Genomic DNA, 13,220 nt, shown 5'->3' with positions numbered 1-13,220 from the left:
AATACTAATACAAACGCTAATGCCAATAGTGATATAAACGCTAATGCCAATAGTGATATAAACGCTAATGCCAATAGTGATATAAACGCAAATGCTAGCGGCAATGCAACTAGCGATGAAGCGTCAGCTAATGAAACTTTGGCGTCAGATAATAGCACTTCAGCAACTAAGAAATAGTGCTTTTTAATCCCAATGCGCGCGAGTACAAATTTACCCCTCAATGATTACGTTAAACGCAATCCAATAGAACCAGCCTATACTTATGCAATTGTCAGCGCAATTGTTACCTATGTAGCTGTGTTCATTATCCTATTTACAGGTCTCAATCATGTTTAAGAAAGCGAGTGTTAACCCTCCGGTTTTCTTCCCTTCAGTATTGCTTATTTTTGTCATGGTATTTATTTGTGCCGTTTGGCCAAATGAAGCTAGCCAATTTTTTAAAGCCATTCAAAGTTGGTTAGAAGTTAAAGCGGGCTGGTTGTATATTGTTGGGGTGGCTATTTTTCTCATCTTTATTATTTTTGTCATGATGAGCCGTTTTGGTGACATCAAACTAGGCCCAGATCATTCCGTGCCTGACTACAGCTTTAAAAGCTGGGTATCTATGCTGTTTTCTGCAGGGATGGGTATTGGATTAATGTTCTTTGGCGTGGCAGAGCCAGTGATGCATTATTTAGCCCCACCTGATGCAACGCCTGAGTCACTGGAGGCTGCAAAAGATGCCATGAAGATTACTTTTTACCATTATGGCATCCATATTTGGTCAATCTATGCCGTAGTGGCTTTAAGCTTAGCGTATTTCTCATATCGTCATAAACTGCCTTTACTGCCACGTTCTGCCTTATATCCACTCATTGGCGAGCGTATCTATGGCCCTATAGGGCACGCGGTTGATACGTTTGCGGTGATCGGCACCATGTTTGGCGTAGCAACCTCATTGGGCTTTGGGGTGCTACAGGTCAATTCAGGCTTAAGTTATTTAATTGATGGTTTGCCAAATAACATCACTGTGCAAATTATTATCATTATGGCGATTACCGCGATAGCAACGGTTTCTGTTTTTGCAGGCTTAGATAGAGGCGTTAAACGTTTAAGTGAGCTTAACCTTGCGTTAGCACTTCTATTGCTTGTGGCAGTTTTAGTTCTTGGACCAACAGTGCTGTTACTGCAAGCATTTGTTCAAAATACCGGTGGTTATTTAAGTGATATTGTGGGTAAAACCTTTAACTTATACGCCTACGAGCAAAAAGATGATTGGCTTGGTGGCTGGACATTATTGTATTGGGGCTGGTGGATCTCATGGTCGCCATTTGTAGGTACTTTTATTGCTCGTGTCAGTCGTGGGCGCACTATTCGAGAATTCTTAGTCGGGGTGTTATTTTTCCCAACTGGCATCACTTTCCTATGGATGACAGTATTTGGTAATAGCGCCATTGATATGATTAGAAACCATGGGGCGAGTTATCTATCGGATGCGGTTTCTAATGATGTATCGGTGGCCTTGTTTCGATTTTTTGAGCATCTACCATTTTCATCAGTATTGTCCATCATTGCCATATTCTTAGTGGTAACATTTTTTGTTACTTCATCAGATTCCGGCTCGTTAGTGATTGATAACTTGACCTCAGGCGGTAATGAACAAGCGCCAGTAGGCCAGCGAGTTTTTTGGGCGATACTGCAAGGTGTTGTCGCGAGCGTATTATTACTCGCTGGTGGCTTACAAGCGTTACAAACAGCAGCGATTGCCAGTGCAATGCCAATCATGATTGTGATGCTATTGATGTGCCTTGGCTTGTATAAAGCCTTACAAGATGATCGCTTGAAATTAGAAAGTGTGCAGCAACACAATACCAGTGTGCAATTTGCTAAAGCCAACATGAGCTGGGAAGATCGTATTGATGTACTGGTCTCTCACCCCAGTCAAGAAGATGCGCAGCGATTTTTAGATAACATCGCCAAACCGGGACTTGAACAAGTCAGACAAATATTTTTAGCTAAAAATATGCCTGCTGTCATCACCCAAGATGATGAAAGGGTACGTTTATTGATCGGTAACAACGAAACCCTGCAGTTTGCTTATGGGCTGCGTATTCGAGCATTTACCATGAATGGTGCCGATGTCGAAGGCTTTGCTAGTGAGCAAGACTATTATCGGGTGGAAGTGTTCTTAGAGCACGGCGGTCAGCATTACGATGTGATGGGTTATACTCAAGAGCAAATTATTGCAGATATCGTTAATCAATATGAACGCTATTTACACTACCAGCATTTGTCTAATTCAGAGTTAGTGACTTACTAGCGGCTGCTTGTTTTAAGCGGTGCTTGTTTTAAGTGGTGCTTGTTTTAAGTGATGTTAGTATTACTCGAGCAGTGCAATTGTGATAGAAAACATTGCCCCAACCGATAACAGCGCTTATCCTTGGGGTAATTTTGTAATGAAAGTAAATTGGAAAGTCGATGTCAGCTACTCAAAGTAAATTAGATAAAGTATTAGCAGAAGCCAGAGATTACAAAGCCACTCGTGAAAAAGGCTACCGTGAACAAGCCTTAAAACTCTATCCTTGGATATGTGGCCGTTGTACACGTGAGTTTACTCATAAGAATTTATCTGAGCTGACGGTACACCATGTTGATCATAACCATGATAACAACCCGTCAGATGGCTCGAACTGGGAATTGTTATGCTTGTATTGCCACGATAATGAACATTCTCGATTTGAAGAGTTGATCCGTTATGGCAATACCACTGAAACCAAGCAAGAAGCCGCTACCTATAATCCATTTGCAGATTTAAAAGCAATGATGAAAAAGTAGCTTTGTTTACAGATATTCAGATGAAAAGCCCATATTTATGGGCTTTTTTGTGCTTGGCTGAAAGCTTTATTGCTCAGCTTTACAATTCAAGGCTGTTCAATTTCCGCTTGGGCTTTTAACCACTTCTCACGGCTGATGACCTGGCTATTATTACCGCCTTTCATTCGTTCTTTTCGTTGTGGCAGTTGTTGCCATACCGCTTGTTTTTTCTCTTCACTGGCTTGTCCCCAGCCAACAATTTCATTGATGTGGCGAAAACAGCCCATGCAGTAATCTGCTTCATTTAAGCCGCATTTGGCGACGCAAGGTGAGTGCATTGTTAATCCTTTACCGTTCTAAAGTCTTGGCATTTATTGATTAAACCATATAGACAAATTAAATAAATAAAACTAGGCTGCGACTAGCTATAGTTTATTGAATTAATTAAGTTATTTGCAAGTTTAATTGGTTGTAACTATGGCTTTGTTGTCAGTGTTTCGTTGGTTTTTTGCTATAATAAATAGCCAACTTGCTGCTTTATTGTGTCGCTATTGCGTGGAGAGTACCATGAAATCATGGTTTAATTTAGCTGTAAAAAATCTTGCTAGCCTGAGTAGTCGTTGCTGGTTTGCTCAGTTTCACCCCCTTATTATCACCTGTAAAAAACTGCTTAGCCTTATGAGTATCGGCTTGTTATCTTTAAGTTTAACGGCTTGTTCACTGCTAGAAGTTAAGCTTGAAAGTGGCGTTGAACCCTTACCTAAAGAGCAGATAAACATGCGTATGTTTAGCCGTGAATTTAGTTATAGCTTTTATGCTGAAATTGAAGCCACCGCAGACCGCATTGCAGCTAATAGCGATGATGACAACGTTAGAGCTAACACCTTAATGTGGAAAATTTACGCTGAGCAAAGCCTGCAGCGGGCTATATTCCAAGCCTCTCCAGTAGCGGCAATGCTCGATACTTGGGTGTTGACCGAGCAAATGAAGCAGTTTTATGAAACTGGTGCTGGCAGTGAGTTATTCGGTGAACAACAGCAGCTCGCGATAGATAGCAGTGAAAAATTAGCGGATCAATTCGTCTCGACAGTAAAAGGCTTTATTAGCAACCAAAAGTTCAAAAATAATCAAGCGTTTGTGAGCCAATATGTGGCTGAAAATCCGCTTGAGGATATTACCTTTACCCGCACTACTGCCTTTAATGCTTGGTTGGCTTTTAGCAATATTTCAGAGTTTGAAGCCATTACCACTTTTGGTTCAATGCCTGAGGTGATGAGTGATATGTCTGATCGTATGGCGATGACCACTGAGCAGATGCCAAAAATTCTTGGCTGGAAAGCCGAGTTATATGCACTTCATGCTGATGTTAGCGCCGCTGATATAGAATTAGCCCTTAAAAATATCAGTGAAACCACCAAAAAATTTCAGCAGTTAATGCAGCAAACCCCTGAAATGATGACCATGCTTGCCGGTGATATGCGAGTGGAGCTGGCGCCATTATTAGATCAACTGAGTGATGTCACAGATGATAAACTGCAGCAGTTATCAAAAGAGCGTGAATCACTAGCCTTAATTATTGTTCACGAGCGAGAAGCGTTAGCGCAAATGATTGCTGATGAACGCAGCGCTGCTATTCAAGATTTAGATGCACTAACCCAAAAAACCGTTGAATTAGTGTTTGCCCAAGTGATTGAGTTAATTAAAAGTGTGATTGTGTATTTCATTTTATTCTTAATTGCGATATTTTTTGCGCCTCTAGCTATGGGGGTTTGGTTAGGTAAACGCATGGCGGTTCGAAAGTCTGAACCCAAATCTAACCCTAAATCAGCTATCAAAGTCGCAGGTAGTGAGTAGTGAGAGTGCTTAATGATGGTGTAAACCATCAATCACACCAATAAACCATAGGATGCCAATGAGCACACAGATTGCCATGAACTGCGCGACAGACGCTAACAATTGTAGCGACAATAGCGCCAAGCTAGGCCAGCTTAGCGAGTGCTTACTAAAGCTAAATAGTTTGTGGCAAGTGAAAGCCTTTGATTGTCAGCAATTACCTTGGTCTGAGCAGTTTCCTTGCTTAGCCGCAAAGGTTTGGGCCATTGCTGATACTGACATAGAGGCACTAGATGTAGCTCAAGGGGCATTGGTATCGGCGTTACTGCCGTCATTGATGCAAGATATGCAGCAGTTGGGGATGAAAATTGATGGCTTAGCCGCGATGTTAAGCACATCGACAAATGGTGATGTATCGTTAACGAGACCAGAACCCAAATCGTTTGAAGCACACGCTGTAGAAATAGGCCTGTCTGACACTGAGCTTAGCCATTTCAGCGCCCATATCAAAGGCCGAAAGTGGCAGCAAATTACTGCTTTTTCAGCGCATATTCCTAAAGGAAACCCGATTGTTGAATGGTGTGCAGGTAAAGGCCATTTGGGACGTTATATTGCTAAAACCCATCAAGTTAAGGTTAGCAGTTTAGAGTGGCAACAAAGCTTGTGTGAGCAAGGCCAGCAGTTTGCAGACAAGTGGCAATTGTCGCAGCAGTTTCATTGTGTTGATGTGTTTAACTTAGCCAATAGTACATTAGGGGCCAACCCGCTAAGTTCAGAGCAACATGCCATTGCGTTACATGCCTGTGGTGATTTACATGTTAGGCTGCTGGAGTTAGCCGCTCAAGCAAACACCAAACAAATCTCGTTTTCACCTTGTTGTTATCATCTTATTCAAGCTAATTACTATCAGCCGCTATCCCATGCTGCAAAAAACAGTGGCCTTAAGCTATCGCGACATGATTTACAGTTGCCGCTGCAGCAAAGTGTGATTGCCAATGACAAGCAGCAAGCATTACGACATCAAGAAATTGCTTGGCGCTTAGGCTTTGATAGCTTGCAGCGAGATATTAGCGGTAATGATCGCTATCTGCCGATCCCCAGTGTTAAACGAAGCCAGTTATCGGCATCATTTAGTGATTTTTGTTATTGGGCTGGGGCGCAAAAACAAGTCAATATCGGCGCTGTAACCGACTTTGATGCCTATCTTGCTCAAGGGGTAGCTAGGCAAAGGCTAACTCAGCGTATCGATCTAGTCGCGCACCTGTTTAGGCACGCTTTAGAGCAGTGGTTATTACTGGATAGAATGTGCTTTTTACAACAGCAGGGTTATCAAGTTACCATGGTTGAATTTTGTGCAAACGAAATCACACCAAGGAATTGGTTAATTCAAGCTGAAAAATTAACCTAATTAAATAATTCTGTTCGAATAGTTTTCTAAGGTACTGTTTAATAGTTTTTATTTTAAATCCTCTTGATTAACCCCTTTAGTGATACAGTTAATACCCCAGCGATAAACTGCGGCTTTGGTAGATTTATATATTACTAATTGTGGTTTTGTATTGAATATTGAAGCTTTTCTTGTTCAAATGGCGGGTTAGTAGCAAATACCAATAAATTCGGTTGCCTAAGGCGGCCTTAAAGTGAGCGATTGATACGGTTTCATGAAATATTCCCGCGTTTTTATTAATAGTATGGCCTATGAGTTAGCACCCCAAGTGGTGTCTAGTCTAGACCTAGAATCTCGTCTTGCGCCGCTTTATCAAAAGTTTCGTATTCCAATGGGGCAATTAGCCGCTTTAACCGGTATTAAGGAACGTCGCTGGTGGCCAAAAGGTTATCGTTTATCTGACGGCGCTATCAGTGCTGCCCGTAAAGCGGTTGCTGAAACAGGTATCAATGTCAGTGATTTAGGGGCAGTTGTTTACACAGGCGTGTGCCGTGACCAACATGAGCCCGCAACCGCGTGCCGCGTGGCTGCAGAGCTTGGTGTGTCTAAAGATACCGCGATTTACGATATCAGTAACGCTTGTTTAGGTGTGCTTTCTGGCATTTTAGATATCGCTAACCGTATTGAGCTTGGACAAATTAAAGCCGGTATGGTGGTATCTTGTGAATCGGCGCGCGATATTGTTGAAGTCACTATCGACAATATGCTCAATGAGCCGACAATGCAGAATTTTGCCCAATCGCTAGCGACCTTAACCGGTGGCTCTGGTGCGATTGCGGTTATCTTAACTGACGGTAGCTTACCGCTTAAAAATACTCGTAATCATCAGCTATTAGGTGCCAGCCACTTATCGGCGCCTGAGCATCACGAGTTATGTCAGTGGGGCCTACAAGAAACCAGTCAAAAGTTATATCGTGAGTTTATGCGTACCGATGCCGTCACCTTACTTAAAGAAGGGGTTGATCTGGCTAAGCATACTTGGGAACACTTCTTAACTCAGCGTGAGTGGTTAGTGGATCAAGTTGATAAAGTGATTTGTCATCAAGTGGGCGCATCAAACCGCAAACAAGTGTTAAATGCTCTCAATATTCCTCATGAAAAAGAATTTCCAACTTATGAAACCTTGGGCAATATGGGCACGGTTTCGCTGCCAGTAACAGCGGCGATGGCCCACGACCAAGGCTTTTTAAAATTAGGCGATCAAGTGAGCTTTCTAGGCATAGGCAGCGGGTTGAACTGTATGATGCTAGGCATCAAGTGGTAATCATTTCGCTGGTTATAGAATAAGTATTATAAAATTGTAGGAAGCATCATGTTAGAAAATCTGTTGCCTTTTGATAGCCATTATTTAGACCGCAGTGGTAACAAACTGCATTATGTTAATGAAGGCCAGGGTGAGCCAGTGGTTATGGTTCATGGAAATCCAAGCTGGAGTTATTACTACCGTAACTTAGTCAGTGCATTAAGCACCAATTATCAGTGTATTGTGCCTGATCATATTGGTTGTGGTTTATCGGATAAACCTGATGACCCACAATACGATTACACATTAGAAAATCGTATTGATGATTTAGAAGCGCTGTTAGATCATTTAGATGTCAAAGAAAACATCACCTTAGTGGTTCATGACTGGGGCGGAATGATTGGTATGGGCTATGCTGCCCGTTATCCTGAGCGCATTAAGCGCTTAGTATTTTTAAACACAGCAGCATTTCACTTACCTGAATCTAAGCCTTTTCCTTGGGCATTATGGGTTTGCCGCGAAACTATTTTAGGGACGTTTTTGGTCAGAGGCTTTAATGCCTTTTCATCCATTGCATCCTATGTGGGTGTTAAACGTCAGCCAATGGTCAAAGCAGTGCGCGAAGCCTACGTTGCGCCATTTAATAGCTGGAAAAACCGTATTTCAACCTTACGTTTTGTGCAGGATATTCCGTTAAAGCCTGAAGATCGTAACTATGAGTTAGTTTCAAATATTGCTGATAGTTTATCTAAATTCTCTGAAGTGCCAACACTGATTTGTTGGGGACTACAGGATTTTGTATTTGATAAGCACTTTTTAGCAAAGTGGCGTCAATATATGCCCCATGCGCAAGTAAGAGAGTTTGATGACTGTGGTCATTATATTCTTGAAGATGCTAGCGAAGATGTCATCGGGCTTATTCAGAACTTTATGGCTAACAACCAGCAAAGCTAAACAGCGACCTTGGGCGTGATGAAATACTCATTATTCACGCCCAAGTTATAAACCAATGACATCAGGCTTATGACATTAAAAACGGCTAACATCTGTCGGCATTTACAAGATGCGGCAAATAACTTTCCTTCTCAATTAGCTGTCGCGGTGCAAACAGCGACATCTGCCAATCAAGCCTCTCACGCTTTAACTTATCAAGACGTCGATTTTGGCTCCCTAAACCAACAATCTGATGATATTGCCTATCGTTTAAATGCCTTTGGCCTTCAAGCTGGCATGAAAGCTGTGTTGATGGTGACCCCAAGCATTGATTTTTTCGTGCTAACGTTTGCGTTATTTAAAGCGGGCGTAATTCCTATTCTGGTCGATCCCGGTATGGGGGTTAAAAACTTAAAACAATGTTTTGAAGAGTCACAACCCGATGTGTTTATTGGTATCCCTAAAGCCCATATTGCCAGAAGAATATTAGGTTGGGGTAAATCTTCGGTTAAGCTTTGCTTAAATGTGGGCGGCAGTAGTATTCAGCGTTGGTTATCAGGCGCAGTGAGTATTGACGCCTTGCCACAGGTTAGTGGATCATTTGCCAAAGCTTACCCCATGGTCACACTGTGTGATGATCAAATGGCGGCAATTTTATTTACCAGTGGCAGTACAGGCACCCCAAAAGGTGTGGTGTATTCCCATGGCATGTTTGAAGCGCAAATTAGCGCCCTTAAACATGATTACGGCATTAAGCCCGGTGAGCGCGACTTAGCGACTTTTCCATTATTTTCATTATTTGGCCCTGCACTGGGTATGGCATCTATTGTGCCAGCGATGGACGCCAGTAAACCCATAACCGCTAATCCTGAGTATTTATTCGCAGCGATTGAGAAATATCAATGTACTAATATGTTTGTTAATCCGGCATTGCTGGAGCGCTTAGGCGCCGCTGCTGAAACTAAAACCGCAGCCCAAAACCAAGCATTTACATTACCAAGCGTGCAAAGAGTTATTTCAGCAGGGGCGCCAGCAACCATCTCATCAATAAAGCGTTTTAGCAAAATGTTAGCAACAGGAGTTGAGGTGCTCAACTCTTATGGGGCGACAGAGTCTTTGCCGATTAGCATGATGCCAAGCAGCGAGCTGTTTGATACCACCGCCGCAACTGATGCTGGTAAAGGTATTTGTGTGGGTAAAGCCATTGATGGTGTTGAGATTAGCATTATCGATATTACTGAGTCAGTTATCAGCCATTGGGATGAAGCCGATATTTTACCTGTAGGAAAGATTGGTGAAATCGTCGTAAAAGGGCCGATGGTAAGTCGTGAGTATTATCATCGCGATAGTGCAACTAAGCTGGCCAAAATTACTGATGCTGACGGTATTCGACACCGCATGGGTGATGTCGGTTACTTGGATGAATTAGGGCAATTATGGATGTGTGGCCGCAAGGCCCATCGAGTTGATCAAACTCTAAAAGGTAGCCTTAGTAAACGTTATTTTTCAATTCCCTGTGAGCGGGTATTTAACACCCATAAACAAGTAAAACGTTCAGCACTGGTGAATATTGTCATTAATGGCAATATTGAACCACTGTTATGTGTCGAACTTGATAAAGCCATGACTTGCTCAAACAGTAAAGCGCTATACCAAGAGTTAGTTGATATCGCTGAAAAACATACACATACAATGGGTATTTCACGTTTTTTAATTCATCCAGATTTTCCTGTGGATGTCAGACACAACGCGAAAATATTCAGAGAAAAATTAGCTGTTTGGGCTCAAAAACAGTGGAAAGAATAGTGCAAATCGTTGCTGAAATGTTTGCCAACAATCAATTTTTATTAGCGTTCTCAATTAGGTAAATACATGCTTGAACTCGAAATGTTATTAAAGCCAGAACAGGCAGCCTTAGCTGCGCTTAAAAGTCGGGTTAACAAAGTATTTGTCACCGGGGCAGGTGGTTTTTTAGGTAAAGCGATTTGTACTCGTCTGCGAGCAGCAGGCATTGAAGTTAATGGTTTTGCTCGTGGTGAATATCCTGCATTAACGGCGATGGGCGTTAACATGTATCAAGGTGATATTAGCGATTCAGATGCGCTAGCAGCGGCGATGCAAGATTGTGATTTAGTGTTTCATGTGGCGTCAAAAGCGGGTGTTTGGGGCGATAGAGATAGCTATTTTGCCCCTAACGTTAATGGAACCGCTAATATCCTGCGTGCGTGTAAAGCATTAAAGATCAATCATGTGGTTTACACCAGTACTCCAAGTGTCACCTTTGCGGGTGAAGATGAAGCCGGTATTGATGAATCTTCCCCTTATGCCGCTAGCTTTTTAAACTTTTATGGTCACTCTAAAGCCATTGCCGAAAAAATGGTGCTAGAAGCCAATGGGCCGCAGTTGAAAACCACCGCATTAAGACCGCATTTAATTTGGGGACCTGAAGATCCACACTTGGTGCCTAGAGTGATAGCGCGGGCGAAAATCGGCAAGCTAAAGTTGGTGGGTAAACAAGATAAACTGGTTGATACCATTTATGTTGATAATGCCGCTTATGCGCATATTCTTGCGGCAGTAGACTTAACGCAACAAGCTAAGAGTGCAGGTAAGGCATATTTTTTAAGTAACGATGAACCTATCACTATGGCGGCCATGCTCAATAACATTTTAGCCTGTGTTGATATTGCTCCAGTGACGAAACGAGTTCCTGCTGGTGTGGCGTATAGCGCGGGTGTGGTATTAGAAACCATCTATAAAATACTTGGTAAACAGCAAGAGCCGATTATGACAAGGTTTGTCGCAAGACAATTATCCACCTGTCATTATTTTGATATTAGCGCCGCTAAAAACGATTTAGGTTATGAAGCGCTGATCAGTATTGACGAAGGTATGTTGCGCTTAAAAGCATCACTAAATTAAGCCGATAATTTAAATCGCTAATTTAAGTTGAAATTTAAATTATCAGCAAGGGATTACCAGTATACATGTTGTTGCTGGTGATCTTGTTTCATCACATCAGTTGTATGTTATCTGTCATTATTATTAAAGCACTGTGCAAATCACTAATCACTATAACCACTAGAATCCTCGTTGACTCATTGTTTATAACCGCAGTCACAATCTAAAACTTTAAATATGTAAAAACAACATCTTGCGCGCCATTCTTGGTTGTGATGTAACATTGTGTTTACAATGTGTTCAATATGAATAATCGCTAAACTATTGGTTAAAATTTTCAGCGCGCTATCTTAAATTCCTGTCCACACACATAGTAAAATAATTTAAATTCATATGTGGGCCTGGGAGAGCGAGATGCCAGATCAATGGAAACCAGCCACAGTAGCGATTCATGGTGGTCATATAAAGGAAGCGTTTGGCGCATTAGTCACGCCACTTTATCAAAGTGCCACCTTCGTGTTTGACAATGCCCAGCAGGGCGGAGCCAGGTTTGCCGGTGACGAACAAGGCTACATTTATACGCGTCTTGGTAACCCTACTACCGCAGAGTTAGAACGTAAAATGGCCTTACTTGAAGGGGCAGAATCTGCCGCTGCATGTGCCTCAGGCATGGCTGCTGTTTCAGCGGCGTTAATGACTCATCTGGAGGCTGGCGATCATTTAATTTCATCAAATGCGGTGTATGGTTGCACTTTTGCTTTGTTGAGTAGCCAACTAAAACGGTATGGCGTGGATACAACATTTGTAGACTTTTCTGATCCCTTAGCAATTGAAGCGGCAATTCAGCCTAATACTAAATTGGTATTTTGTGAGAGCCCTGTCAATCCGCATTTACAAGTATTTGATTTAACCGCAATAGCAGCTATTGCAAAGCGCAATAATTTGATAAGTATTGTTGATAACACCTTTATGACGCCTTTATTGCAACAGCCGCTGACTTTGGGTATTGATATGGTGATCCACAGTGCAACCAAATACTTAAATGGTCATGGGGATGTCATTGCAGGCATTGTTTGTGGAAGTGAAGCGCATATTCATCAATTAAAATACCAAATTCTTAAAGACTTTGGCGGTGTTATTTCGCCCCATGATGCATGGCTAATTTTAAGAGGATTAAAAACCTTAGATGTCAGGTTAAGCCGTCATTGTGACAATGCTGAAAAGTTGGCTGTTTACCTTAATCAACATACAAAAGTAAGCAGTGTTTTTTATCCCGGGCTTGAAAATCATCAAGGCTTTAAATATGTCGGCAAACAAATGCGTCGAGCGGGTGGGGTAATCGCTTTTGAATTAATAGGGTCCGAACAAGATGCGATTAACTTTGTAAATAAATTAAAACTGTTCACGATAGCCGTGAGTTTGGGCGATGCGGAGTCACTTATTCAGCATCCTGCATCAATGACTCATTCACCCTACACCCCCGAAGCGAGAGCAGAAGCGGGGATAACCGATAATTTATTACGGATTTCAGTTGGGTTAGAAAACGTAGAAGATTTGATTATCGATATTGAACAAGCACTTTAGGTAATAAAACTTTTGAAAGCGATTTAAATACGGCTTTAGCAAGTAAAATTATTAGAAGTTTTTTGAAATTTAATGAGGATATTTGGAAGTTTAAGAAGGATATTTTGAAATTGAGGAAGAGTATTACTATTTGAAAGTGATTTATATTGGTTGCGGGAGCTGGATTTGAACCGACGACCTTTGCAGATTTATTAGGGTTGAGCCCGAACTGAGGATCTAAAAATCGACGCAATACACTTGAGCTTGAAAAGTGATGAAGAATATTTTGAAATTAAGAAGGGTATTTTTAAATTTAAGAAGAGTATTACTATTTGAAAGTGATTTAAATTGGTTGCGGGAGCTGGATTTGAACCAACGACCTTTGCAGATTTATAAGAGTTGAGCCCGAACTGAGGATCTAAAAATCGGTGCAATACACTTGAGCTTGAAAAGTGATGAAGAATATTTTGAAATTAAGAAGGGTATTTTTAAATTTAAGAAGAGTAT

Annotated in this window: 10 protein-coding genes; 9 read left to right on the top strand and 1 reads right to left on the bottom strand. The window is 41.7% G+C overall.

The features are described 5' to 3' along the window. Positions 1-328 precede the first annotated feature (328 nt). Together Q4591_RS15310 and Q4591_RS15305 are read left to right on the top strand one after the other, a co-directional pair. Positions 329-2,299, top strand: a complete 1,971-nt coding sequence (locus Q4591_RS15310; protein WP_102437675.1) for a BCCT family transporter — start codon at positions 329-331, stop codon at positions 2,297-2,299. A 158-nt stretch (positions 2,300-2,457) separates the two neighbouring features. Then, the gene (locus Q4591_RS15305) at positions 2,458-2,814 is read left to right on the top strand and encodes a YajD family HNH nuclease (protein ID WP_076539886.1); all 357 of its coding nucleotides are present in this window, start codon (positions 2,458-2,460) and stop codon (positions 2,812-2,814) included. 86 nt (positions 2,815-2,900) lie between these two features. Here the strand turns inward: Q4591_RS15305 and Q4591_RS15300 are convergent, their stop codons facing one another. Next, entirely contained in the window at positions 2,901-3,131 is a 231-nt protein-coding gene (locus Q4591_RS15300; protein WP_303461762.1) for a DUF1289 domain-containing protein, read from the bottom strand. A 229-nt stretch (positions 3,132-3,360) separates the two neighbouring features. Here Q4591_RS15300 and Q4591_RS15295 point away from each other — a divergent pair, with 229 nt between their 5' ends. From Q4591_RS15295 to megL, 7 genes are all read left to right on the top strand, one after another. Next, entirely contained in the window at positions 3,361-4,647 is a 1,287-nt protein-coding gene (locus Q4591_RS15295) for a chemotaxis protein (protein WP_347230786.1), read from the top strand. Positions 4,648-4,723: 76 nt separating this feature from the next. Continuing rightward, entirely contained in the window at positions 4,724-6,034 is a 1,311-nt protein-coding gene (locus Q4591_RS15290) for a methyltransferase (protein WP_102476875.1), read from the top strand. Positions 6,035-6,287: 253 nt separating this feature from the next. Further along, positions 6,288-7,337, top strand: a complete 1,050-nt coding sequence (locus tag Q4591_RS15285) for a 3-oxoacyl-ACP synthase III (RefSeq protein WP_076539890.1) — start codon at positions 6,288-6,290, stop codon at positions 7,335-7,337. Between the two features lie 48 nt (positions 7,338-7,385). Continuing rightward, positions 7,386-8,270, top strand: coding sequence for an alpha/beta fold hydrolase (locus Q4591_RS15280; protein ID WP_303461760.1), 885 nt, complete (start codon positions 7,386-7,388; stop codon positions 8,268-8,270). Positions 8,271-8,339: 69 nt separating this feature from the next. Beyond that, on the top strand, positions 8,340-10,055 hold the full coding sequence (gene oleC, locus Q4591_RS15275) for an olefin beta-lactone synthetase (protein WP_303413950.1): 1,716 nt from the start codon (positions 8,340-8,342) through the stop codon (positions 10,053-10,055). A gap of 66 nt (positions 10,056-10,121) precedes the next feature. Then, the gene (gene oleD, locus Q4591_RS15270) at positions 10,122-11,171 is read left to right on the top strand and encodes a 2-alkyl-3-oxoalkanoate reductase (RefSeq protein WP_102437667.1); all 1,050 of its coding nucleotides are present in this window, start codon (positions 10,122-10,124) and stop codon (positions 11,169-11,171) included. A 393-nt stretch (positions 11,172-11,564) separates the two neighbouring features. Then, positions 11,565-12,734 carry a methionine gamma-lyase gene (gene megL / locus Q4591_RS15265; protein WP_102437665.1) on the top strand — a complete coding sequence of 390 codons (1,170 nt, stop codon included), beginning with the start codon at positions 11,565-11,567 and terminating at the stop codon, positions 12,732-12,734. Positions 12,735-13,220 lie beyond the last annotated feature (486 nt).

The organism is Shewanella sp. 3_MG-2023 (genome assembly GCF_030548765.1).
Lineage (GTDB): Bacteria > Pseudomonadota > Gammaproteobacteria > Enterobacterales > Shewanellaceae > Shewanella.
The sequence above is the reverse complement of the archived record's forward strand: the minus strand, read 5'-3'. Positions and strand labels throughout refer to the sequence as shown.

Bases quoted from the DNA above. Each gene is read 5' to 3' on its own strand.
- Q4591_RS15310 (WP_102437675.1), top strand. From the start codon at position 329: ATGTTTAAGAAAGCGAGTGTTAACCCTCCGGTTTTCTTCCCTTCAGTA.
- Q4591_RS15305 (WP_076539886.1), top strand. From the start codon at position 2,458: ATGTCAGCTACTCAAAGTAAATTAGATAAAGTATTAGCAGAAGCCAGA.
- Q4591_RS15300 (WP_303461762.1), bottom strand. From the start codon at position 3,131: ATGCACTCACCTTGCGTCGCCAAATGCGGCTTAAATGAAGCAGATTAC.
- Q4591_RS15295 (WP_347230786.1), top strand. From the start codon at position 3,361: ATGAAATCATGGTTTAATTTAGCTGTAAAAAATCTTGCTAGCCTGAGT.
- Q4591_RS15290 (WP_102476875.1), top strand. From the start codon at position 4,724: ATGAACTGCGCGACAGACGCTAACAATTGTAGCGACAATAGCGCCAAG.
- Q4591_RS15285 (WP_076539890.1), top strand. From the start codon at position 6,288: ATGAAATATTCCCGCGTTTTTATTAATAGTATGGCCTATGAGTTAGCA.
- Q4591_RS15280 (WP_303461760.1), top strand. From the start codon at position 7,386: ATGTTAGAAAATCTGTTGCCTTTTGATAGCCATTATTTAGACCGCAGT.
- oleC (WP_303413950.1), top strand. From the start codon at position 8,340: ATGACATTAAAAACGGCTAACATCTGTCGGCATTTACAAGATGCGGCA.
- oleD (WP_102437667.1), top strand. From the start codon at position 10,122: ATGCTTGAACTCGAAATGTTATTAAAGCCAGAACAGGCAGCCTTAGCT.
- megL (WP_102437665.1), top strand. From the start codon at position 11,565: ATGCCAGATCAATGGAAACCAGCCACAGTAGCGATTCATGGTGGTCAT.